Below are 23,395 nucleotides of genomic sequence, written 5' to 3'. Positions count from 1 at the left end.
GATGTAATGTCCCGCACTCTATCACCCTCGATTCCCGGGAAAAGGGGGGCAGTGCAACATCGAGACAATCCCCAAGAAATTGGCCCCAGGAAATGGTGCCGCAAGACATGAGGCCCCGGGCGATCTGGGCCCCATGACGCAGGGCCCGGGGAAAAAAGGGAAAATCATCTCTTAGCAGGCATGGGACGCGATGACACGCCGCAGGGGTCGGCCTTGCGCGCCATCCGGCGAACGACCGATCGCTCCCGCAGCGCATCATGGGGGCCCGGCGCGCCTCTGCCGGACGCCGTCCGCCGGGAAAGGCCGGTAAACCGAGGCATCGCCGCAGGACGCAGCGCCTGCCTTACTGAAACCGGTCGAGCATCTTGTAATATTGTCCCACCAGCGGCAGGAACCAGGGCTTGCCGAAATGGCCGGGCACGGCGGGCCAGGGATAGTCGCGCATGGGATTGCGGTCGGCGCGGCCGAGAATGGCATCGGCGACCATCATGCCCAGCTGGGTGGAGAGCTGCGCGCCATGGCCGGAATAGCCCATGGCGTACCACAGCCCGTCATGAAAGCCGGCGCGGGGATAGCGGTCGGCAGTCATGTCGACGAGACCGCCCCAGCAATAGTCGATGGCGATGCCCTTGAGCTGGGGGAAGATCCGTTCCATGCTCTCGCGCAGGATCTCGCCGCTCTTCTCGTCCGAGCGCTGGTCCGAGCTGGCGGAAAAGCGCGCCCGGCCGCCGAAGATCAGGCGGTTGTCCGGCGAGAGGCGCCAGTAATTGCCGATGTTCATCGTGTTGACGCAGGTGCGGTTGCCCGGCATCACCGCCTGAACCTCCGCTTCCGTCAGAGGCCTCGTCGCGATCAGGAAGCTGCCGACGGCAATGATGCGGCGGCGAAACCAGGCGAAATTCTTTGAAGTGTAGGCGCCGGTGGCCATGATGACGTCGGACGCCATGACCGTGCCGCGCGCGGTGTTCAGCGTGTGGATGCCGTTCGCCTGGCTGTGCGCCGTGACCGCCGCGCCCTCGAAGATCGTCGCGCCATGGCGCGCGGCGGCCTCGGCCAGGCCCGCGACATAGCGGCCCATATGCATCATCGCGCTCTTCTTCGACAGCATCGCCCCATGAAAGGGCGCGCCGACCTCGGCGCGCAGATCCTCGGGCGACAGCAGCGCCGTGTCGGGATCGCATTCCCGGTTCAGTGCCTCGAAATTGCGGGCGATGCCCTCGAAATGCTTGGGCTTGGAGGCGAGCTTCAGCTTGCCGGCGCGGCGGAAGCTGCAGTCGATCCCTTCCTCCGCGATCAGCGTTTCGATGGTGTCGATGGAATCGTCCAGCGCCTTGTAGAGCGCGATGGCGCGCTCCTGGCCAAGCTCGGCCTTGGCGCCGAGATAGCTGTGCGCCAGGCCATTGTTGAGATGGCCGCCATTGCGACCGGACGCGCCGAAGCCGACGCGCTCGGCCTCGAGCACGACGACCTTCGCCCCCGCTTTGGCCAGCTGCCGCGCGGCCGCCAGCCCCGTGAAGCCGGCGCCGATGATGGCGACATCATAGCGGCCGCTGACCGGGCCCGTCTCGCCACCGGAAAAGACCGGCGCCGTATCGTGCCAATAGGAGACGAATTTCATCGCGCGTCCTCTGGTTTAAAGGCCGACGACGCCGGGCAGGCCGGAAATATCGGCGATCTCGGTATAGCCGTAATAGGGATTGGCCGGCTCGTGGCCGCGATTGACCCAGACCTTGTTCTTGATGCCGAGATCATGGGCCGACATCAGGTCGTAGCGGAAGGAGGAGGAGACATGCAGCATGTCTTCCGGGTTACAGCCGAGCATGTCGAACATATATTCAAACGCCTTGAAGCGCGGCTTGTAGGCCTGGGCCTGCTCGGCGGTATAGACCTTGTGGAAGGGCGCGCCGAGCTTCTCGACATTCGACATGATCTGCGAATTCATGGCATTGGAGAGAATGACCAGCGGAATTTCCTTGGCGACCTTGGCGAGGCCGGCCGGCACGTCCGCATGCGGGCCCCAGGTCGGAACGCGTTCATAGACCATCTGCGCGTCCTCGTCCTTGAAGGTTACACCATTGGCCTTGCAGGTGCGCGACAGGGCATTGTGCACCACTTCAGCATAGGGCTTCCAGGCGCCCATGACTTCGTCCAGCCGGTAGGCGGAGAAATTGCGGATGAAGGTCTGCATGGCCTGCTCGTCGAGGCGGTCGCCATAGAGATCGCGCGCGGCGCCCGCCATGTCGAAATGAATCAGCGTGCCGTAGCAGTCGAAGGAGATGTATTTCGGGCGAAAGGCCATGACGTTCTTCCTCTGGCGTTCTGTTTGCTGGCCCCGATCATAGGCCGGGTGCGCCGGTGCCGGCCGCGCGAATTGCCCCTCCGGAAAGCAGAAACTGTTTAATCTGCCGCCCCGTTTGGCAGACTATTGCACGAAGCGCCGTCTTCGGCCGCCGGGACGGGGCCGGCGGGGAAGAGGTGCCCCGGGGCCGCAGCATAAGATGCGGCGGCGCCCGCAGGCTTCGGCGAAAGATAGCGCGCCGGCCGCACCATTCAGACGAATAGCTTCCGCGCGATGGCGGACAGTTGTGGGCAGGAAAGGACATGCCCATGCAAAACCAAATCGACATCGTCGCCTTCGGGCCCGAGCACCTCGACGGTGCCGTCGTGCTCTCGCGCGCCGAAGGCTGGCCGCACCGCCGCGAAGACTGGATGATGATGCTGCAGCTGAGCCTCGGTGCCGTGGTGACCGACACCGATGGCCGCGTCGCCGGCACCATCCTCGTCACCCCGTTCGGGACGGATTTCGCGACGATCAACATGGTCATTGTCGACAAGTCGCTGCGCGGCCTCGGCCTGGGCCGCAAGCTGATGGAGCGCGCCTTCCAGCTTGCGCAAGGACGGCCGCTGCGCCTCGTGGCAACGAAGGAGGGCCTGCCGCTTTATGAGAAGCTGGGCTTCGTCGCCACCGGCACGATCCGCCAGCATCAGGGCGCGGTTGAGGCCGTTGCGGCGCCTGATGGCGTGGAAGAGATGCAGCCCGGCGATGCCGATGCGATCAGGGCGCTCGACCGGCAGGCGCAACAGGCCGACCGTTGCGCGCTGATCGACACGCTGATCGAGCGCGGCCGCATCGCCGTGATCCGCAAGGGCGGGACCGTTGAAGCCTTCGCGGCGATCCGCGCCTTCGGGCGCGGCGAGGTCATCGGTCCGGTCGTTGCGCCGGATGTGGAGACGGCCCGCAGGCTGATCGCCCATTTCGCCGCCTCCCGCACCGGCGCCTTCCTGCGCGTCGACACCGGCAGCGATACGGGGCTTGCGCCTTGGCTGGAAGAGATCGGCCTTGCCCATGTGGGCGGCGGCGTCACCATGCGCCGCCCGCTGACGCAGGACGCCGGCACGGGGCAGGCCACGATCTTCGCGCTGGCCAGCCAGGCGCTGGGCTGAGCCCTATCCGGCCGGGGCGCTGACTCCCTGCGCAGAAACATCCCTGAAAACAGCGGCGTCCACCCTCTCCGGTGCCCCGCTCTCCCCCGATATGCCGCCCCCACGGAGATTGATAATGCTCGCCAATTCCCTGATCGAACTCGACCGCGCCCACCTCATCCACCCGGTCTCCTCCTATCGGGGGCATGAGCGCCAGGGCGTGCGCGTGCTGAAATCCGCCCATGGCGCAACGGTGACGGAGGCCAATGGCCACCAGCTGGTCGATGGCTTTGCCGGCCTGTGGTGCGTCAATGCCGGCTACGGCCATGACAGCATCGTCGAGGCCGCCACGCGGCAATTGCGCGAGCTGCCCTATGCCACCGGCTACTTCGATCTGGGCTCCGAACCGGCGATCCGGCTGGCGGCGGAGCTGGCGGAGCGCGCGCCGGGCGACCTCAACCGCGTCTACTTCACCCTCGGCGGCTCGGATGCGGTCGATTCGACCATCCGCTTCGTGCGCTACTACTGGAACGCCAAGGGCCAGCCGCAGCGCGATCAGTTCATCTCGATCCAGCAGGGCTATCACGGCTCCTCCACCGTCGGCGCGGGCCTGACGGCGCTGCCGGCCTTCCATGCCGGCTTCGGCCTGCCCTTCGACTGGCAGCACAAAATTCCGTCGCCCTATCCCTATCGCAACCCCGTGGGCATGGACGACGCGGCGATCACGGCCGCCTCGCTGGCGGCGCTCAAAGCCAAAATCGAGGAGATCGGCGCCGATCGCGTCGCCGCCTTCTATGCCGAGCCGATCCAGGGATCGGGTGGCGTGATCGTTCCACCCAGGGGCTGGATCAAGGCGATGCGCGATCTGTGCAAGGAGCACGGCATCCTCTTCATCGCCGACGAAGTCATCACCGGCTTCGGCCGCACCGGCCCGCTTTTCGCCTGTGCTGATGAAGGCATCGTTCCCGATCTGATGACGGTCGCCAAGGGGCTGACCTCGGGCTATGTGCCGATGGGCGCGGTCTTCATGTCCGATGGCGTCTATGACGTGATGGCGGAGGGCGCGGGCATGGCGGCCATCGGCCATGGCTACACCTATTCCGCCCATCCCGTCAGCGCCGCGGTTGGGCTCGAGGTTCTCCGGCTTTACGAGGGCGGCCTGCTCGAAAACGGCGTGAAGGCCGGCGCGCGGCTCAAGGAAGGCCTGACCAGCCTCGCCGATCACCCGCTGGTCGGCGATATCAGGGGCCGGGGTATGCTCTATGGCGTGGAGCTGGTCACAGACAAGGCGAAGAAGACGCCGCTTCCGGCCGAAAGCCAGCCGGCGCGCCATATTTTCGACCGCGCCTGGGACAATGGCCTTGTCATCCGCGCCTTTCCGCAGGGCGTTCTGGGCTATGCACCGCCGCTCTGCTGCACCGAGGCCGATATCGACGCCATCGTCGAGCGCACCCGCAAGACACTCGACCAGACGCTGGAAGACCCCGCCATCCGCCAGGCCATGGCCTGAGGATCGTCCTGAGCATTGCGGGCAATGCTTCGCCCCGCCATCCGCCGAAATGTCGGCGCGGGGACGAAGTTCGACATTTTATGCTGCCGGGTGCGACCAAATCGAACGATCCCTCCCGGCAGACATGCGAGACTGCAAGGCATGACGTCGATGGAGAAGACGGCCTCCTGACAGGGCCGGATCCACGAAGATGACGGGCCACAGGCGCTATCGCAGCCCTGGCCGGATGAAGACCGCACCGGCCCGCAGGCGCGCTGAAGCAGGCAGCCGCGTGAAGACAGCAGCCAACAGGGCAGCAACTCCGCGCAAGACGGAGGCCCACCAACCAAAGCAAGAAGGGGAATGCCATGATCGACAAGATAACCAACTGGACGAAGTCCGACGACGCCCGCGTCGAAGATGCGATCCGCCGCGGCGCCTCGCGCCGCGAGCTCCTGAAGATGATGCTGGCAGGCGGCGTTGCCCTGTCCGCCGGCGGTGCCGTCTTCGGCCGCGCCGAGCGCGCGCTGGCCGCCACGCCCGTTTCGGGCGGTCATCTCAAGGCCGCCGGCATCTCCGCGTCGAATGCCGACACGCTCGACCCGGCCAAGGCCTCGCTCGGCACCGACTATGTCCGCTGCTGTTCGCTCTACAACCGCCTGACCTTCATCGACGTCACGGGCGTTCCGCAGATGGAGCTGGCCGAAAAGCTCGACACCAAGGACGCCAAGACCTGGACGGTGACGCTGCGCAAGGGCGTGACCTTCCATGATGGCAAGGCGCTGACCTCCGCCGACGTGGTCTATTCGCTGAAGCGTCACCTCGACCCGGCGGTCGGCTCCAAGGTCGCCAAGATCGCGGCCCAGATGACGGAGATCAAGGCCGTCGACGCCAACATGGTCGAGATCGGCCTGAAGGCCGCCAATGCCGACCTTCCCTTCATCCTGGCGCTGCATCACTTCATGATCGTCCAGGACGGCACCACCGATTTCTCCAAGGGCATGGGCACGGGCGCCTTCGTGCTGGAAACCTTCGAGCCGGGCGTGCGCTCGATCGTCAAGAAGAACACGAACTACTGGAAGCCGGGCTTCCCGCATCTCGACTCCTTCGAGTTCTTCGCCATCACCGACCCCAATGCCCGCGTCAACGCGCTGCTCGCCGGCGATGTCCACTTCGCCTCCGCGGTCAATCCCCGCTCCGCCAAGATGATCGAGGCGCAACCGGGCTTCGAGCTGGTCAAGTCGACCGTCGGCGCCTATACCAACCTCAACATCCGCCTCGACATGAACAAGCCCGACTTCATCATGGGCATGAAGCACATCGTCGATCGCGAACAGATCATCATGGCGGCGCTGCGCGGCTTCGGCGAAGTCGGCAATGACCAGCCGATCTCCAAGGCCAATGTCTATCACAATGCCGACCTGAAGCCGAAGGCCTTCGATCCCGACAAGGCCAAGCACCACTTCCAGAAGGCCGGCGTTCTCGGCCAGTCGATCCCGGTCATCGCCTCCGATGCCGCCGACTTCTCGGTCGACATGGCCATGATCATCCAGGCCTCGGCCGCCGAGATCGGCATGAAGCTCGACATCCAGCGCGTTCCCTCCGACGGCTACTGGGACAAGTACTGGCTCAAGGCGCCGATCCACTTCGGCAACATCAACCCGCGCTCCACGCCGGACATCTACTTCTCGCTGCTCTACGCGTCCGATGCCCCCTGGAACGAAAGCCAGTACAAGTCGCCGAAGTTCGACGCGATGATGCTGGAAGCGCGCGGCTCGCTCGACGACGCCAAGCGTCATGCGATCTACAACGAGCTGCAGACCATGATCTCCGACGAAGCCGGCACGATCATCCCCGCCTATACGACCAATGCCGATGGCATCTCCAGCAAGGTCAAGGGGCTGCAGGTCAATCCGCTCGGCGGCATGATGGGTTATGCCATGGCCGAATATCTCTGGCTCGAGGCCTGATTGGATCGCAGGGTCCGCAAGGCCACCGCCTTCCGGACCCCGTGTCCCTTCGTCTATCATGCTGCGGCCGGGCCGGCTGTGCCAAGGGTGCGGGCTTGTTGCAGCCCGTCCCGTGCGGGCGCAGGTCGAGCCGCGTGGCCGTCGTCCCTCTTTGCGGGGGCTGGAGATCTTCAATGAATGCTGACATTGCAAGCATGATCGGAAAGCGGCTTGGCCTTTCCGCACTGACGCTCCTCATCGTCTCCTTCGCCGTGTTCGTCGCCACCAACCTGCTGCCCGGCGATACCGCCACCATCCTGCTGGGCCAGGCCGCGACGCCGGAAGCCGTGGCGGGTCTGCGCCAGGCCATGCATCTGGACGACCCCGCCGTCTTCCGCTTCCTGCGCTGGCTCGCTGGCGCGGTGACGGGCGATTTCGGCACCTCCTATGCCAACAACATGCCGATCGCGACATTGATCGCCGGCCGCTTCGTCAACACGATGGAACTCGCCGGCCTGACGGCCGTGATCGCCGTCCCGCTCGCCTTGACGCTCGGCATCACCGCCGCGGTGCTGCGCGGCACGCTGTATGACCGCATCGTTGCCGTCTTGACCATCGGCGTGATCTCGGTGCCGGAATTCGTCGTCGCCTCGACCGCCGTTCTGCTCTTCGCCGTCTATCTGAAATGGCTGCCGGCGATTTCCTTCGTCAACGAGGTGCATTCGCTCACCGATCTCCTGCGCATGTATGCCATGCCGGTGGTGACGCTGACCTTCGTCGTCTCGGCCCAGATCATCCGCATGACGCGCGCCGCCGTGATCGAGACGCTGTCCATGCCCTATGTGGAAATGGCGCTGTTGAAGGGCGCCTCGCGCAGCCGCATCGTGCTGCGCCACGCGCTGCCCAATTCGCTCGGGCCGATCGTCAATGCGCTGGCGCTGTCGCTCTCCTATCTCATCGGCGGCGTGATCATCATCGAGACGATCTTCAACTATCCCGGCATCGCCAAGCTGATGGTGGATGCCGTGGCCACCCGCGACCTGCCGCTGATCCAGACCTGCGCGCTGATCTTCTGCCTCGGCTATCTGATCCTGATCACGATCGCCGACATCATCGCCATCCTGTCCAATCCGAGGCTCCGCTGATGACGCAAAGCGCTCCGACGAAATCCGCCGGCCTTTTCGGCTACCGCCTCAGCCCTGTCGGCTCGATCGCCTTCCTGGTCATCCTGTTCTGGGCCGTCATCGCCATTTTTGGTCCTCAGATCGCCCCCTATCCGGTCGGCAAGATCGTTGACATGGACTATTTCGGCCCGATGAGCGCGAAATTCTGGCTGGGCTCCGACTATCTGGGCCGGGACATGCTCTCGCGCATCATTCTCGGCGCACGCTACACGCTGGGCATTGCATTGGCCGGCGTGCTGATCGCCTCCACCACCGGCGTGGTGCTGGGCATGGCGGCGGCGGTCGTCGGCGGCTGGTTCGACACTCTCCTCAGCCGCCTGATGGACGCGCTGATCTCCATTCCCAGCAAGCTCTTCGGCCTGGTCGTGGTGGCGGCCGTCGGCTCCTCGCTGCCGGCGCTGATCCTGACGCTCGCCGTCATCTATGTTCCCGGCGCCTACCGCTTCGCCCGGGCACTGGCGGTCAATGTCAACACCATGGATTTCATCACGGTCGCGCGCATCCGCGGCGAGAACACGCTCTATCTCGCGATCTCGGAGATCCTGCCGAACATCATCCGCCCCGTGTTGGCCGATTTCGGGCTGCGTTTCGTCTTCATCGTCCTTCTGCTCTCCGGCCTCTCCTTCCTCGGCCTCGGCGTGCAGCCGCCGCTGGCCGACTGGGGCGCGCTGGTGCACGAGAATATCCAGGGCCTTTCGCTGGGGGCTGCGGCGGTCATCGCCCCTTCGCTCGCCATTGCCAGCCTGACGATCAGCGTCAACCTGCTGATCGACGACCTTCCCCGCAAGATCCGCGATCGGAGCGCCTGATGACCAAGCTCGTCGACATCAGAAACCTGCGCGTCGAGGCCACCACGGATGCCGGCCGGCGCATCGAGATCATCAAGGGCGTCGATCTCGATATCGCCAAGGGCGAGATCGTCGCGCTGATCGGCGAGAGCGGTTCGGGCAAGACGACGATCGCGCTGACGCTGATGGGCCACACGCGCCCCGGCTGCCGGATCTCCGGCGGCACTGTCCTGGTGGACGGCAAGGACATGGCGGCGCTGCCGGAACGCGAACGCGCGGCTCTGCGCGGCTGCGAGGTCGCCTATGTGCCGCAAAGCGCGGCTGCCGCCTTCAATCCGTCGCAGACGATCATGGATCAGGTGATCGAGGTCACGCAGATCCACGGATCGATGCCGCGCGACAAGGCGCGTCAGCGCGCGATCGAGCTGTTCAAGGCGCTGTCGCTGCCCTCGCCCGACACCATTGGCGGGCGCTATCCGCATCAGGTCTCCGGCGGACAGCTGCAGCGGCTCGCCGCCGCCATGGCGCTGATCGGCGATCCCAAGCTCGTCATCTTTGACGAGCCGACCACGGCGCTCGATGTCACCACCCAGATCGACGTGCTCAAGGCCTTCAAGTCGGTGATGAAATCCGGCGGCATTGCCGGCGTCTATGTCTCGCATGATCTCGCCGTCGTCGCGCAGATCGCCGACCGGATCGTCGTGCTCAAGGGTGGCGAGGTGCAGGAGGAAGGCCGCACCCAGGCCATTCTCGCCACGCCCGCCCACCCCTATACACAGGAACTCCTCGCCGCCTTCGAGCCTAAGGAAACCCAGTTCGCCGCCGCGCCCGCGGAAAAGGCCCGCCCGCTGCTGGAGGTCGAGAACGTCATTTCCGGCTATGGCGTTGTCCAGTCCGATGGTCTGCCGCTGGTCAAGGCGGTGCGCTCGGTCAATCTCTCGGTGGAAAAGGGCCGCAATCTCGGCATCATCGGCGAGTCCGGCTGCGGAAAGTCGACGCTGGCGCGCTCGATTGCCGGCATCCTGCCGGCCAGCGCCGGCAACATCATCTTCAACGGCCACGAACTCGACTATGCCGCCCGCCGGCGCACGCATGACCAGCTGCGCGAGATGCAGATCGTCTTCCAATATGCCGACACCGCGCTGAACCCGGCCAAGCCGATCGAGGAGATCCTCGGCCGTCCTCTGACCTTCTATCACGGGCTGAAAGGCCAGGCCCGCAGCGCCCGCGTGGACGCGCTGCTGGACATGGTGCGCCTGCCGAAATCGCTGCGCCATCGCCACCCTTCGGAGCTGTCCGGCGGGCAGAAGCAGCGCGTCAACTTCGCCCGGGCGCTGGCCGCCGACCCCAGGCTGATCATCTGCGACGAGATCACCTCGGCGCTCGACACCGTCGTGGCCGGCGCCGTGATCGAGCTCTTGAAGGAGCTGCAGCGCGAGCTCGATCTCTCCTACATCTTCATCAGTCACGATCTCTCGGTGGTCGAGGCGATCTGTGACGAGGTCATGGTCATGTATCGCGGCGAGAAGGTCGAGCACCTCACGCGCGAAGACATCGCCTCGCCCCGGCACCCCTATTCCAAGCTCCTCTTCGCCTCCGTGCCCAAGCTCGACCCGACCTGGCTCGACAATCTCGTGCTGGAGCCCGAGCTGGTGCGGCAATATGGCGGGGCCTGAGGCTTCAATAGAAAAGCGACGCCTCCCGCCGGCACAGGCGTCGGCCTCTCACACCGGAAACAGGCTCGTCAGCGGCAGGTGCGATTTCACGATCGGCGACTTCAGCACGACGAAGCTGAAATATTTGTCGATGCCGATGTCCATGTCGGTCAGCCGTTCCATGATCGTCTGATACTCGCCGATGCCGGCGGTGACGAATTTCAGGAGATAGTCGTATCCGCCGGAAACGAGATGGCATTCGATCACCTGGTCGATCTTGTCAGCCACGGCGAGGAAGCGGGCGAAATCAACCTGGCGATGGTTCTTCAGCGTGATTTCCGTGAAGACGGTCAGCGTCTGGCCGAGCTTGGCCAGATTGATCTGGGCGGAGTATCCCTCGATATAGCCTTCCGCCTGCAGGCGCTTGACGCGCATCAGGCAGGGGCTCGGCGACAGATGCACGAGTTCGGCCAGCTCGACATTGGTGATCCGCCCGTTCTTCTGCAGCTCGTAGAGGATCTTGATGTCCGTCCGGTCGAGTTTGAGCATCCCTCTGGCCTTTCCGCAAAAACAGCTTGCAGCATAAAATGCCGCCGCTTATCGACGGCGACGTTAGCACAGGCGGCAATCCTGTAAAACAACCGGCCGCTTCGCAGGTGGCATAGAAGATTTCGATGCGCGACCCGCGAAAAGAATTTTCTGCCGTGACGGCGGCAACTGCGGTGCCGCATGCGCGGCGCAGGCCTCTATTCTGGGGTCAGAAATGGAGATTGCCATGCCTGCACCCTTGACGCTTGTCGAGACCCCCTCACGCCCGCCGCAGGAGGCCGATGTCGTCGTGATCGGCGGCGGCATCGTCGGCGTTTTCACGGCTTATTACCTGACCCAGCGCGGTTTCAAGACCGTGCTGATCGAGAAGGGGCGCATCGGGGCGGAACAGTCGAGCCGAAACTGGGGCTGGTGCCGGCAGCAGAACCGCGATGCGCGCGAGCTTCCCATCTCCACCAAGAGCCTCGATCTGTGGGAACGTTTCGTCGCAGAGACGGGCGAGGACGTCGGCTTTCGCCGCTGCGGCCTGCTCTATCTCAGCAATGACGAGGCGGAAATCGCCGGCTGGGCGCGCTGGCGCGACTTCGCCAGGACCGTCGGCGTCACCACCCACATGCTCTCCGCCGCGGAAGCCGCCGAGAAGGGCCGGGCGACCGGGCGTTCCTGGAAAGGCGGCGTCTTCTCGCCGAGCGACGGCATTGCCGATCCCTCCAAAGCGGCGCCGGCCGTGGCGCGCGCCATCCTGAAGCTGGGCGGCACCGTCGTGCAGAACTGCGCGGCGCGCGGCGTGGAGACCGAAGGCGGGCGCCTGAGCGCGGTGGTGACCGAGCACGGCACGATCCGCACCAAGACGGCGATTCTCTCCGGCGGCGCCTGGGCCTCCTCCTTCTGCCGCCAGCTCGGCATCCGGTTTCCGCAGGCCACCATCCGCGCCTCCATCGTGGCCGTCTCGGGCGTCGAGGGCCTGCCGCCGGCGCTGCACACCAGGGACATCTCCGTGACGAGCCGCAGCAATGGCGGCCACACGCTGGCGATCAGCGGCCGCGCGCGCGTCGATATCACGCCGCAGCAGCTGCGGTTCGCGCCGCAGTTCCTGCCGATGTTCGCCCGCCGCTGGCGGCTTCTGTCGCCGGGCGGCCTGGAGGGCGTCAAAAGCGGCCATGAATCGCTCGGCCGCTGGCGGCTGGACCGGCCGACGCCGATGGAGCGCATGCGCATTCTCGATCCCGCGCCGACGCCTGGCACGCTGCGGCTCATCCATCAGCGCGCGCTGGAGCTTTTGCCGGACCTGAAACGCTCGACCATCACCGGAAACTGGGCCGGCTATATCGACTCCACCCCTGATGGCGTTCCCGGCATCGGCGAGACCGAGAACCTGCCGGGCTTCATCCTGGCCGCCGGCTTTTCCGGCCATGGCTTCGGCATCGGCCCGGGCGCCGGGCACCTGATCGCCGACATCGCCTCCGGGCAGACGCCCATCGTCGATCCCAAGCCCTATCACCCCTCCCGCTTTGCCGGTTCCGCCTGGGGCAAGGTGGCAGAGTTCTGAGCAGCAGAGCGAGGGGGCACGGGGATCAGATCTCTGCGCCTCTAGGGGGTCTGCGCGCGGTCACAGGCCCTTCGACCGGCGCCAGATTGCCGGCGGTCTCGCGGATCGCCTGCATCAACAGCGCCAGCGGCAGGGAGGCTTGCGTATCGGCGCGCATGGTCAGGCCGACGGGGCCGCTGGTGTCGCCGGTGTCAACCGGCAGGATCGCCAGCGTGCCGTCGGCGACATCGGCCGCCACCACGCCTTCGGAAATGATCCAGACCGCGTCGCTGATGCGCAGATAGGCGCGGCCGAAGGCATCGGAGACGGTCTCGATCGGCGTGGCGATCGCCGGCACACCCTGAGCGATCAGGAACTGCTCGACCACAGGCCCGATCACCGATTGCCGCGTCGGCATCAGCACCGGATAGTCGTGCAGCCGGGCAAAGATCGCGCCGGCATCCTTTAACAGAGGATGCCCCGCGCGCACGACGAAGCGCACCCGCTCGGAATAGAGATGCTCGAAGGAGAAGCCCGCCATCTTCTCTGGCGCCGCGAGACGGCCGACCACCAGATCGAGCTCGCCCAGGCGAAGCTGCTCCAGCAGCACGGCATTTTCCCCCGTGACGATCTTCACCCGGCTGCCGGTCTTTTCCTTGAGAAAGCTCGCCATGGCCTGCGGCATGATGCGCACGGAGACCGTCGGCAAGGCGCCGATGCGCACGGGCACGCCGGCCTGCGCGGCCGCCTGCGAGACCGAATCCACCGCCTGGCGCAGCGCCGTCATCGTGGCACCGGCATGGCGCAGGAAAACATCGCCATAGCGGCTGATGCGGATGCCCCGGCCCTCGCGCTCGAACAGCGTGACGCCAAGCGCCTCCTCCAGCTCGCGGATGGTCTTGGTCACCGCCGGCTGGCTGACATTGAGCGCACGGGCCGCGCCCATCACGCTCTTCTGCCGCGCCACCTCGACGAAGGTCTGCAGATGCCGGAACTTGATGCGCGGATCGACCATGCCCCCTCTCCTGACTGGCCTTTGGTGATACCATAACTCTATGGTTATGAATATTGCCGAAAATCTCATTTTACTGAACCGTCCCGCCGTTGCACAGTGGTGTTCAGGAGGAGACGGACATGGACTTCATGCAGATCGGCGATGCCGCCATCCATTATCGCGCCGTGGGCCTCAATGGCCGGCGCCCGGTGATCGCCTTCATCAATTCGCTCGGCACCGATTTTCGCATCTGGGACGCGGTGGTGGAGCGCCTGTCCGGCACCTATGGCATCGTGCTGCATGACAAGCGCGGCCATGGCCTGTCCCCGTCAGGCTCTGAGCCCATCTCGATCGAGCGGCATGCTGCGGATCTTCTCGCGCTGCTCGACCATCTCGGCGTGGCACGCGCGGTTTTCTGCGGCCTGTCGGTCGGCGGGCTGATCGCCCTGAGCATGGCGGCCACGGCGCCGGAGCGCGTGCGCGCGCTCATCCTGTCCAACACCGCGCCGAAGATCGGCACGGCCGAGAGCTGGGCAGCGCGCATCGCCGCCATCGAGGCAGAAGGCCTGCCGGCGCTGGTGGATCCGGTGATGGAGCGCTGGTTCACGCCGGCCTTCCGCCGGGCCGACAATCCGCTCTATGCCGGCGCGCGCACCATGCTCGCCCAGCAGAACGAGGCCGGCTATGCCGCGACCTGCGCGGCCATCCGCGATGCCGACTATACCAAGGCCGCAGGGCGCATCGCGGTGCCGACGCTGTGCATTGCCGGCGCAGGCGACGGCTCGACGCCGCCGGATCTGGTCCGGGCCATGGCGGCGCGGATCCCCGGCAGCCGCTTTGTCGAGATCCCCTCTTGCGGTCACATTCCCTGCCTCGAACAGCCGGCGGCCCACGCCGCCACCCTCACCGATTTTCTCGCTGGCCTGCCGGAGCACTGACATGACGACGACGCCACGCTATCAGCAGGGCATGCAGACGCGCCGCGCCGTTCTGGGCGATGCCCATGTGGACCGCGCCAGCGCCCAGACCACGGCCTTCGATGCGCCGTTCCAGACGCTGATCACCGAGGGTGCCTGGGGCAGCGTCTGGTCCGGCACGCACTGGACCCGGCGCGAGCGCTCCATGGTGACCATCGCGCTTCTGGCGGCCCTGGGGCAGGATGAGGAAGTGGCGATGCATGTGCGCGCGACCGTCAATACCGGCGCGAGCGCGGAGGATATTCGCGAGGCGCTGATGCATGTGGCGATCTATGCCGGCGTGCCGGCCGCCAACCACGCCTTCAAGATCGCCAAGCGCGTTCTTGCCGAAAATGGCCGCCTGGAGGATGGGCCGGCCGAACAAGGATTGGCCGGGCACGCGGGTGCCGAGCAGGAGGAGCAGGACCGATGAGCAACCATGCGCCCGAAACGGGCCCCTTCTTCGCGCGCAACCGTGACCTGCATCCGCCGGCCTATACGCCCTGGTACAAGACCAGCATCCTGCGCTCGCCGCAGCGCGCGCTGATCTCGCTGGAAGGCACGAAGAGCGAGATCACCGGCCCGGTCTTCGGCCACGGCATGCTGAACCCGCTCGACAACGACCTGATCCTCAACTATGCGCGCCCCGGCGAAATGCCGGTGGGGCCGCGCATCCTGGTTCACGGCCGGGTGCTGGACGAGCGCGGGCGCGGCGTGGCCGGCGCACTGCTGGAATTCTGGCAGGCCAATGCCGGCGGGCGCTATCGCCACAAGAAGGAAAGCTATCTCGCCGCGATCGACCCGAATTTCGGCGGCGTCGGCCGCACGATCACCGATGAAGACGGCGGCTACTGGTTCAAAACCATTCAGCCCGGCCCTTATCCCTGGCCGAACGGCGTCAACGACTGGCGCCCGGCCCATATCCACTTCTCCGTTTTCGGCCATGGCTTCCAGCAGCGGCTGATCACGCAGATGTATTTCGAGGGCGATCCGCTGATCGCGCTGTGTCCGATCGTGCGCACCATTCCGGATCCGCAGGCGATCGACCGGCTGATCGCGCCGCTCGACATGAATGCGACGATCCCGATGGACATGCGGGCCTACCGCTTCGACATCGTCCTGCGCGGCCGCCGATCCACCTTCTTTGAAAACCGCCCGGAGGGCAACTGAGATGGCCCAGCCGCTTCCCTATCTCCAGGAAAGTGCCTCCCAGACCGCCGGACCCTATGTCCATATCGGCTGCACCCCGAATTTCGTCGGCATTCACGGCGTGTTCGACAAGGATCTGGGCGCGGGCCCGCTCTATAGCGAGGCCGCGCGCGGCACGCGCATCATCATCCGAGGCGCGGTCATCGATGGCGGCGGCTATCCGCTGAAGGACGCGCTGGTGGAAATCTGGCAGGCCGATGCCGAGGGGCTCTACAACAGCCCGGCGGAGACGCGCGGCGCGGCCGACCCGCATTTTGCCGGCTGGGGCCGCTCGCCCGGCGATATGGACACCGGCGAGTTCCGCTTCGACACGATCAAGCCCGGCTGCGTGCCCTTCCGTGATGGCCGGCCGATGGCCCCGCACATCACCTTCTGGATCGTCGCGCGCGGCATCAATCTCGGCCTGCACACGCGCATGTATTTTCCAGACGAAGCCGAAGCCAATGCGCAGGACCCGGTGCTTGCCCGCATCGAGCACAAGGACCGCATTCCCACGCTGATCGCCCGTCCCGATGGCGAGAAGGCCTATCGGTTCGACATCCGCCTGCAGGGCGAAGGCGAAACCGTGTTTTTCGACATCTGACCGCCATGAGCCTGTCGCCCTTCGATCATCCCTTCCTGTCCGGCCTGTTCGGCGATGCCGAGCTCGCCGCGCTGTTTTCGGCGGAGGCCGACCTTGAGGCCATGCTGCGCTTCGAGCGTGCGTTGGCGGCCGCGCAAGGAGACTGCGGCGTTCTACCGGCCGAGCTGGCCGGCGCCATCGTCTCCGGCCTCGATGGCTTCCTGCCCGATATGGAGGGCCTGAGGGCCGGAACGGCGCGCGATGGCGTGGTCATTCCCGAATTCGTGCGGCAGCTGCGCGCCGTGCTCGGCGGCGCGGCGGCGGAGAAGGTGCATTTCGGCGCGACCAGCCAGGATGTGATCGACACCAGCCTGATGTTGCGGCTGAAGGCGGCGTCCGCTCTGCTTGCCCAGCGGCTTGCGGCCGTGACGGAGGCTCTTGAAGCCCTGTCTCACCGCGATGGCGGCCGGGCGCTGATGGGCCATACCCGCATGCAGGCGGCCATTGCCATCACCGTGGCGGACCGCATCGACAGCTGGCGCGCACCCCTGCTGCGCAGCGCCGGACGGCTGGCGGCACAGAGTTTTGCCGTGCAGCTGGGCGGGGCGGCGGGCACGCTGGAAAAGCTGGGGCAAAAGGGCGCGGCCGTGCGCGCCAGGCTCGCCGAAAGGCTTGGCCTTGCCGACCGGCCGCAATGGCACAGCCAGCGCGATGCGCTTGCCGAGCTGGCCGGCCTGCTCTCGCTCGTGACCGGCAGCCTCGGAAAGTTCGGCCAGGATGTCGCGCTCCTGGCGGAGCTCGGCAGCGAGATCCGCCTGTCCGGCGGCGGCGGCTCCTCGGCCATGCCGCACAAGCAGAACCCGGTCACGGCCGAACTGCTGGTGACGCTCGCGCGCTTCAACGCCACCCAGCTTTCCGCCATGCATCAGGCGCTGGTGCATGAGCAGGAGCGCTCCGGCGCGGCCTGGGGACTGGAATGGCTGGTGCTGCCGCAGATGGTGGTGGCGACAGGCGTGGCGCTTCAGACCGCGCAGCGCCTGACCGGCCAGATCGAGCGCCTTGGCCGTGACGGGCAGGATGATCGGCGCTGAGGAAAATGCGAGACGCAGGACGGGGCAGCCGCAAATCTGCCAGAACCGAAAGAAATGCGACGCCATGTCATGAAAGGCCGGGCACCGCCCTGCAATCAGGATATGCGGCAAGACAATGACTTGATGCGCGGGGCGACTTGATGTGCGGGAAACGAGGCTTGGACATCCTTTCCCGCGTCAAGCCGACGAGATGCAGGCCGGAGCCCGGCAGCCAGAGACCGAATATCGACTTTTGCTTGACTTCGGAATGAACTAACCAGTACAAACATTCACAGGGATTGATCTTGGCCAGGAGGAGACCGGGCCAGCGTCACAACCAAAGCTCCATCGGCAAGAAGACACGGTCCTCACGAGGCCCGCTGCGCAACGGTCTGGCGATCCGTTCGCGAACCGAGCCCGGAGCCCGGAGGAACCATGTCCTATACACTCGATTTCTCGGCCGTGATCGAGCGCCTGCCGGAGCTGCTGCTGGCATCGCTGGCGACGATCGGCCTGGCGCTTGCCGGCATGTCGCTGGCCACCGTCATCGGCGTTCTCGGCGTCATCGCCCGGCGCTCGCGCTTCAAGCTGCTGCGCGGTCTGGTGATCGGCTTTGTCGAGGCGATCCGCAACACGCCGTTCCTGGTGCAGATCTTCTTCATCTTCTTCGCCCTGCCGCAGATCGGGGTCAGGCTGAACCCCACGGTCACGGCGATCATCGCGCTGGCGCTGAACGGCGGCGCCTATGCGATCGAGATCATCCGCGGCGGCGTCGATGCGATCCCCAAGGGCCAGGTGGAGGCGGGGCTGGCGCTCGGCCTGCATCGCGGCCAGATCTTCCGCCACATCATCCTCAAGCCGGCGCTGCGCACGGTCTATCCCTCGCTCACCAGCCAGTTCGTCATGCTGACGCTGACGACCTCGGTCTGCACCTCGATCGCGGCCTATGAGCTGACTTCGGTGGCGCAGAAGATCGAGGCGGACACCTTCCGCTCCTTCGAGGTCTATTTCACGATCACGCTGATCTACCTCGTGATCTCCTCGCTGATGATGGGCGTTTTCGGGCTCATCTCCCGCATCTCCTTCAGCTACCCGGTCAAGTGAGGCGGCGACCATGGCATCCATCGGCTTCAACGAACTCTTCTTCCTGGCGCAGGGCCTGAAATGGACGCTCGCGCTCACCCTCATCGGCTTTGTCGGCGGCGGCATTTTCGGGCTGCTCGTGGCGCTGGCCCGCACGGCCGAGATCACCTGGCTGCGCCGGGTAACGGCGGGATATATCGCCATCTTCCAGGGCACGCCGCTGCTGATGCAGCTCTTCGTGGTCTATTACGGCGTGGCGCTGGTGGGGCTCAACATCGATGCCTGGCTGGCGGTCGCCATCGCCTTCACGCTGCATGCCAGCGCCTATCTCGGCGAGATCTGGCGCGGCGGCATCCAGGCCGTGCCGAAGGGGCAGACCGAGGCCGCCAAGGCGCTGGGCCTGCATTATGCCTCGACCATCAAGGACGTGATCCTGCCGCAGGCCTTCAAGATCTCGCTGCCGGCCACGATCGGCTTCCTGGTGCAGCTGATCAAGGGCACCTCGCTCGCCGCCATCGTCGGCTTCGTCGAGCTCTCGCGCGCCGGGCAGATCGTGTCGAACCAGACCTTCCGGCCGCTGACCGTCTTCGCCCTCGTCGGCCTCGCCTATTTCCTGATCTGCTGGCCGCTCTCGCTCTGGGGCGCCCGCACCGAACGCCGGCTGCAGACCGCCGCGCGCTGATCCCGTTCCCTTTCGCGTCGTCACAGTGTGCCGCCGCGCCCATCATCGCATCGACTTTGCAAGGAGGAAGCAAAAGATGACGCAGACCAAGAAAACCAACGGCTTCGGCCGCCGTGCCTTTATCGCGCTGGCCGCCGCCACGGCCGCGCTCGGCCTCATGCCGCTTGGCGCTCAGGCCGCCAGCGTGGCGGACGCCAAGGCCAAGGGCAAGGTGGTGATCGGCATCCAGGGCGACAACGCCCCCTGGGGCTTCGTCAATTCCAGCGGCGTGCAGGACGGGCTGGACGCCGATATCGGCAAGGCCTTCGCCGATTATCTCGGCGTCAAGCCGGAATTCGTGCCGCTGGCCGTGGCCAACCGCATTCCCGCGCTGATGACCGGCAAGGTGGACGTGCTGTTCGCCACCATGGGCATGACCGCCGAGCGCGCCAAGACCATCCAGTATTCCAAGCCCTATGCCGGCAACGTTCTCTCGGTCTACGGCCCGAAGGACAAGAAGATCGCCGGCTATGATGATCTCACGGGCATGTCCGTCGGCGTGCCGAAGTCCAGCGCCATGGATACGGCGATCACCGCCGGCGCCGGCTCCAAGGCCAATATCCTGCGCTTCGACGACGATGCCGCCAATATCCAGGCGCTTCTCTCGGGCCAGGTCGAGGCTGTGGGCGGCAACCAGTTCTATGGCGACCGGCTGAACGCTGCCGCCCCGGACAAGTACACCAGCAAGTTCGACCTGACGACGCTCTATAACGGCGCCGGCACCCGCCCGGGCGAGAAGGACTGGAACGAGACGATCAACGCCTTCATCGACAAGATCAAGGCCGATGGCGAGCTCGCCAAGATCTATGCCAAGTGGATGAAGCGCGAGGTTCCGAAGTTCCCCGAGGAACTGCCGAACATCCCCTTCACCGTGAAGTAAAGCAACAAGATCGACGCGATCCACCGCTGAGACAACTTTGCTTCATCGGTGGATCCTCCAGACGAGACCACACGAAGACGCGGTCCGGTGACCTCTTTTGCCGGATTGCCGCAGATGGCGGCCGAGCACCGCACCCATAGCCGTACGCCGAAAGACGGACCTTGCCGAGACGCCGCGCCCCTGCGCCGCGTCATCGGCGACCCCCGTGAACCGCGACCGCCGCCCCAGCCGGGAGACCCTTCCATGCCACAGACCACCACCCAAGAGCCGCTGATCGCCCTGAACGGGGTCGGAAAGTGGTATGGCGCCTATCACGCGCTGAAGAATGTCAACATGACGGTGCGCAAGGGCGAGAAGATCGTTCTGTGCGGGCCCTCCGGCTCGGGCAAATCGACCCTGATCCGCTGCATCAACCATCTGGAGGAAATCCAGGAGGGGAAGATCACGGTCGAAGGCACGACGCTGACCGATTCCGCCCGCGCCATTGATGCTGTCCGGCGCGAGGTGGGCATGGTGTTCCAGAGCTTCAACCTCTTCCCGCACAAGACCATCATGGAAAACTGCACGCTGGCGCCGATGCGGGTGAAGGGACTTTCCAAGGCGGAGGCCGAAACCATCGCCCGCAAATATCTGGAGCGCGTGCGCATCGTCGATCAGGCCGACAAATATCCGGCCCAGCTCTCCGGCGGCCAGCAGCAGCGCGCGGCGATCGCTCGCGCCCTCTGCATGGAGCCCAAGGCCATGCTGTTCGACGAGCCGACCTCCGCGCTCGATCCAGAGATGGTCAAGGAAGTGCTCGACACCATGATCGGGCTCGCCCGCGACGGCATGACGATGATCTGCGTCACCCATGAAATGGGCTTTGCCCGGCAGGTGGCCGACCGCGTGGTGTTCATGGCCTCCGGCGAGATCATCGAAGAGGGCCCGCCGGAAACCTTCTTCCGCAATCCCCAGCATGAACGCACCCGCACCTTCCTGGGCGAGATCCTGGCGCATCACTGAGAAGACCAGGGCCTGCGCATCAAATCACGGCGCGACGAGGCCCCCTCACCCTGCCCTCTTCCCAACGGGGAGAGGAGGCCCCTGCCGGAAGCAACGGCCTCAATCGGGGTCGAAAGGCGGCGGCGGGATCTCTTCTCCCCGGCGGGGGTCCGCAGGAACGGTGCCGGCGGGCGAATGCGGGGGTTTCCCGGCCCGTTCGGCATCAAGACTGCCATTGCGATCCCCCATCCCGAGCCGCGCCTGGCCCGTAAGCTGAACAAACGGACATCGAAGATGACAGAGACACAGACGTTCAAGGTCGGCCTGATCGGCGCCGATATCCAGCTGTCCAAGACGCCGGCGCTGCACATGCGCGAGGGCGCGGCCCATGGGCTGGACTATCGCTATGAGCTGGTCGACATCCACCAGCGCCATGTCGACGAAAGCGCCCTGCCCGCCCTTCTGGACGAGCTGGAGACGCGCGGCTTTGCCGGCGCCAACATCACCCACCCGTTCAAGCAGGCGGTCATCGCCCATCTGGACGACCTTTCGGAAGATGCGCGCATGCTCGGCGCGGTCAACACCGTGGTGCTGCGCGAGGGCAAGCGCTTCGGCCACAACACCGACTGGTCGGGCTTTTACGAGAGCTTCCAGCGCGGGCTGCCGGATGCCCGGCGCGAACGGGCGCTGCTGGTCGGGGCCGGCGGGGCCGGCGTCGCCGTCGCCCATGCCGCCTTGAAGCTCGACATCCGCAGGCTGGACATCTTCGACCAGGACAAAGCGCGCGCCGAGCGGCTGGCCGGGCAGCTGAACGAGCGCTTCGGCGCCGGCCGCGCCCAGGCCGTCGATGATCCCGCAGGCTCGCTGCCCGAGGCCGACGGGCTGATCCATGCCACGCCCGTGGGCATGCCGGCGCATCCCGGCATTCCCGTCGCGCCCAACCTGATCGCGCCGCATCACTGGGTGGCCGACATCGTCTATATGCCGCTCGTCACCGCGCTTCTGTCGACCGCCAGCGCCAAGGGCTGTCGCATCCTGCCCGGCGGCGGCATGGCCGTATTCCAGGCGGTCGGCGCCTTTCGCCTGTTCTGCGGACGCGAGCCGGATGCGGCGCGCATGAGCGCGCATTTTACCGAACTCTGCCAGACGGAGGGTGTGGCATGAGCCTGTTCTTCATCCTCAGCGGGCCGAACCTCAATCTCATCGGCCAGCGCCAGCCGGAGATCTATGGACGCGACACGCTGGCCGATGTTGAGGCGCGCTGCGGCGCGCTGGCGCAGGCGGCGGGCCACACGATCTTCTTCGCCCAGAGCAACCGCGAATATGAGCTGATCGACTGGATCCACGAGGCCCGGACGAAGGCGGCCGGCATCGTCATCAATCCCGGCGCCTTCACCCACACCTCGGTCGCGATCCTCGACGCGCTCCACGCCTTCGACGGTCCGGTGATCGAGGTGCATATCTCCAACATCCACAAGCGCGAGGCCTTCCGCCATCACTCCTATGTCTCGATGCGCGCCGAGGGCGTGATCGCGGGTCTGGGGGTCGAGGGCTACGAGCTGGCGCTCGGCCACCTCATCCGTCGCTCGGGGAGATAGCGCCGACATGGCCGGGCGAGAGCACATAGCGCAGCACCATCTCCGCCACATGGCGCGAGAGCTGCTCCTGCCCGTCTGCCGTGAACAGGCTGTCGCCGAAGATGGCCGAAAAGGTGGCGACGTTGGACACGTTGAAGAAGGAGAGCGCGCTGATCTGCCAGTGCAGCTCCAGCGCTTCCACGCCCGCGCGGAACACGCCTTCCGCCTGGCCGCGCCGCAGCACGCTCTCAAGCGCCTCGATCGCAGGCCGGTTCAGCCCGCGAATGGCCTCGGAATGCAGGAGATGCCGGCCGTGATGGATGTTCTCGATCATCACCATGCGGATGAAGGCAGGGTTGGCCCGGTGATGGTCGAAGGTGAAGCGACAGAGCTTGGTCAGCGCTGCGACCGGGGCCAGCGCATCGAGCCCGAGATCGCTCTCGCCGCCGCGCACCTTGGCATAGGCTTCCTCGAGCACGCGCTCGTAGAGCCCCTCCTTGTCGCCAAAATAATAGTAGATCATCCGCTTGGAAGTGCGCGTGCGCGCGGCGATCTCGTCGATCCGCCCGCCCGAAAGCCCGTTCAGCGAAAACTCCTCCATCGCCGCCGACAGGATGTCGCGCCGCACGCCCTCCGGGTCGCGCTTGGCCTGCCGGACCTTCCCGTCTTCGTCCACGGACACGCTCCGCCGCATCGGCATGATCCTCCCGCAGGGCCGGCCTCCCGCCGCGCCCATTATTAACCAACCAGTACATAAAGCCCGAAAGGAAGGCAATATGGCCAGCCAGACCTCAGGA

Annotated in this window: 23 protein-coding genes; 18 read left to right on the top strand and 5 right to left on the bottom strand. The window is 65.8% G+C overall.

The window, feature by feature from the left end; translation table 11 throughout:
- Positions 1 to 343 precede the first annotated feature (343 nt).
- Positions 344 to 1,618, bottom strand: a complete 1,275-nt coding sequence (locus BJF92_RS10555) for an NAD(P)/FAD-dependent oxidoreductase (protein ID WP_075634709.1) — start codon at positions 1,616 to 1,618, stop codon at positions 344 to 346.
- A 15-nt stretch (positions 1,619 to 1,633) separates the two neighbouring features.
- Positions 1,634 to 2,299: a haloacid dehalogenase type II gene (locus BJF92_RS10550; RefSeq protein WP_075634708.1), complete on the bottom strand. Its 666-nt coding sequence runs from the start codon at positions 2,297 to 2,299 to the stop codon at positions 1,634 to 1,636.
- 302 nt (positions 2,300 to 2,601) lie between these two features.
- Here BJF92_RS10550 and BJF92_RS10545 point away from each other — a divergent pair, with 302 nt between their 5' ends.
- The 6 genes from BJF92_RS10545 (at position 2,602) to BJF92_RS10520 (ending at position 10,509) form a co-directional block, all read left to right on the top strand.
- Complete coding sequence (locus BJF92_RS10545) at positions 2,602 to 3,444, top strand: GNAT family N-acetyltransferase (protein ID WP_425356463.1); 843 nt, start codon at positions 2,602 to 2,604, stop codon at positions 3,442 to 3,444.
- A 115-nt stretch (positions 3,445 to 3,559) separates the two neighbouring features.
- Positions 3,560 to 4,933, top strand: a complete 1,374-nt coding sequence (locus BJF92_RS10540; protein WP_075634706.1) for an aspartate aminotransferase family protein — start codon at positions 3,560 to 3,562, stop codon at positions 4,931 to 4,933.
- Positions 4,934 to 5,280: 347 nt separating this feature from the next.
- A complete protein-coding gene (locus tag BJF92_RS10535) occupies positions 5,281 to 6,882 on the top strand; it encodes an ABC transporter substrate-binding protein (protein ID WP_075634705.1) in 1,602 nt (533 codons plus the stop codon).
- A gap of 173 nt (positions 6,883 to 7,055) precedes the next feature.
- Positions 7,056 to 8,006 carry an ABC transporter permease gene (locus BJF92_RS10530; protein WP_075634704.1) on the top strand — a complete coding sequence of 317 codons (951 nt, stop codon included), beginning with the start codon at positions 7,056 to 7,058 and terminating at the stop codon, positions 8,004 to 8,006.
- A complete protein-coding gene (locus tag BJF92_RS10525) occupies positions 8,006 to 8,854 on the top strand; it encodes an ABC transporter permease (RefSeq protein WP_075634703.1) in 849 nt (282 codons plus the stop codon). The genes BJF92_RS10530 and BJF92_RS10525 overlap by 1 nt, the downstream gene beginning before the upstream one ends.
- A complete protein-coding gene (locus BJF92_RS10520; RefSeq protein ID WP_075634702.1) occupies positions 8,854 to 10,509 on the top strand; it encodes an ABC transporter ATP-binding protein in 1,656 nt (551 codons plus the stop codon). Before BJF92_RS10525 ends, BJF92_RS10520 begins: the two co-directional genes overlap by 1 nt.
- A gap of 48 nt (positions 10,510 to 10,557) precedes the next feature.
- Here BJF92_RS10520 and BJF92_RS10515 read toward each other — a convergent pair whose 3' ends face one another.
- Entirely contained in the window at positions 10,558 to 11,037 is a 480-nt protein-coding gene (locus BJF92_RS10515; protein WP_075634701.1) for an Lrp/AsnC family transcriptional regulator, read from the bottom strand.
- A gap of 226 nt (positions 11,038 to 11,263) precedes the next feature.
- Between BJF92_RS10515 and BJF92_RS10510 the strand changes: the two genes are divergently transcribed.
- On the top strand, positions 11,264 to 12,586 hold the full coding sequence (locus BJF92_RS10510) for an NAD(P)/FAD-dependent oxidoreductase (RefSeq protein WP_075634756.1): 1,323 nt from the start codon (positions 11,264 to 11,266) through the stop codon (positions 12,584 to 12,586).
- Positions 12,587 to 12,611: 25 nt separating this feature from the next.
- Here BJF92_RS10510 and pcaQ read toward each other — a convergent pair whose 3' ends face one another.
- Entirely contained in the window at positions 12,612 to 13,580 is a 969-nt protein-coding gene (gene pcaQ / locus BJF92_RS10505) for a pca operon transcription factor PcaQ (RefSeq protein WP_075634700.1), read from the bottom strand.
- A 119-nt stretch (positions 13,581 to 13,699) separates the two neighbouring features.
- Here pcaQ and pcaD point away from each other — a divergent pair, with 119 nt between their 5' ends.
- The 11 genes from pcaD (at position 13,700) to aroQ (ending at position 22,619) form a co-directional block, all read left to right on the top strand.
- Positions 13,700 to 14,497: a 3-oxoadipate enol-lactonase gene (pcaD, locus tag BJF92_RS10500; RefSeq protein ID WP_075634699.1), complete on the top strand. Its 798-nt coding sequence runs from the start codon at positions 13,700 to 13,702 to the stop codon at positions 14,495 to 14,497.
- A 1-nt stretch (position 14,498) separates the two neighbouring features.
- Positions 14,499 to 14,948, top strand: coding sequence for a 4-carboxymuconolactone decarboxylase (pcaC, locus tag BJF92_RS10495; protein ID WP_075634698.1), 450 nt, complete (start codon positions 14,499 to 14,501; stop codon positions 14,946 to 14,948).
- On the top strand, positions 14,945 to 15,685 hold the full coding sequence (gene pcaH / locus BJF92_RS10490) for a protocatechuate 3,4-dioxygenase subunit beta (RefSeq protein ID WP_075634697.1): 741 nt from the start codon (positions 14,945 to 14,947) through the stop codon (positions 15,683 to 15,685). Before pcaC ends, pcaH begins: the two co-directional genes overlap by 4 nt.
- Position 15,686: 1 nt before the next feature.
- A complete protein-coding gene (pcaG, locus tag BJF92_RS10485) occupies positions 15,687 to 16,307 on the top strand; it encodes a protocatechuate 3,4-dioxygenase subunit alpha (protein WP_075634696.1) in 621 nt (206 codons plus the stop codon).
- 5 nt (positions 16,308 to 16,312) lie between these two features.
- Positions 16,313 to 17,377: a 3-carboxy-cis,cis-muconate cycloisomerase gene (locus BJF92_RS10480; RefSeq protein WP_075634695.1), complete on the top strand. Its 1,065-nt coding sequence runs from the start codon at positions 16,313 to 16,315 to the stop codon at positions 17,375 to 17,377.
- A 414-nt stretch (positions 17,378 to 17,791) separates the two neighbouring features.
- The gene (locus BJF92_RS10475; protein WP_075634694.1) at positions 17,792 to 18,460 is read left to right on the top strand and encodes an amino acid ABC transporter permease; all 669 of its coding nucleotides are present in this window, start codon (positions 17,792 to 17,794) and stop codon (positions 18,458 to 18,460) included.
- A 10-nt stretch (positions 18,461 to 18,470) separates the two neighbouring features.
- Entirely contained in the window at positions 18,471 to 19,121 is a 651-nt protein-coding gene (locus tag BJF92_RS10470) for an amino acid ABC transporter permease (protein WP_075634693.1), read from the top strand.
- 76 nt (positions 19,122 to 19,197) lie between these two features.
- Complete coding sequence (locus tag BJF92_RS10465; RefSeq protein WP_075634692.1) at positions 19,198 to 20,040, top strand: transporter substrate-binding domain-containing protein; 843 nt, start codon at positions 19,198 to 19,200, stop codon at positions 20,038 to 20,040.
- A gap of 243 nt (positions 20,041 to 20,283) precedes the next feature.
- Positions 20,284 to 21,042, top strand: a complete 759-nt coding sequence (locus tag BJF92_RS10460; protein WP_075634691.1) for an amino acid ABC transporter ATP-binding protein — start codon at positions 20,284 to 20,286, stop codon at positions 21,040 to 21,042.
- Positions 21,043 to 21,315: 273 nt separating this feature from the next.
- On the top strand, positions 21,316 to 22,185 hold the full coding sequence (locus tag BJF92_RS10455) for a shikimate dehydrogenase (RefSeq protein WP_075634755.1): 870 nt from the start codon (positions 21,316 to 21,318) through the stop codon (positions 22,183 to 22,185).
- Complete coding sequence (gene aroQ, locus BJF92_RS10450) at positions 22,182 to 22,619, top strand: type II 3-dehydroquinate dehydratase (RefSeq protein ID WP_075634690.1); 438 nt, start codon at positions 22,182 to 22,184, stop codon at positions 22,617 to 22,619. The genes BJF92_RS10455 and aroQ overlap by 4 nt, the downstream gene beginning before the upstream one ends.
- On the opposite strand, the gene BJF92_RS10445 is transcribed toward aroQ, so the two are convergent.
- Positions 22,597 to 23,292 carry a TetR/AcrR family transcriptional regulator gene (locus BJF92_RS10445; protein WP_075634689.1) on the bottom strand — a complete coding sequence of 232 codons (696 nt, stop codon included), beginning with the start codon at positions 23,290 to 23,292 and terminating at the stop codon, positions 22,597 to 22,599. The two genes, aroQ and BJF92_RS10445, sit on opposite strands and share 23 nt — an antisense overlap.
- Positions 23,293 to 23,395: the final 103 nt, after the last annotated feature.

This window comes from Xaviernesmea rhizosphaerae, from assembly GCF_001938945.1.
GTDB classification, from domain to species: domain Bacteria; phylum Pseudomonadota; class Alphaproteobacteria; order Rhizobiales; family Rhizobiaceae; genus Xaviernesmea; species Xaviernesmea rhizosphaerae.
The sequence above is the reverse complement of the archived record's forward strand: the minus strand, read 5'-3'. Positions and strand labels throughout refer to the sequence as shown.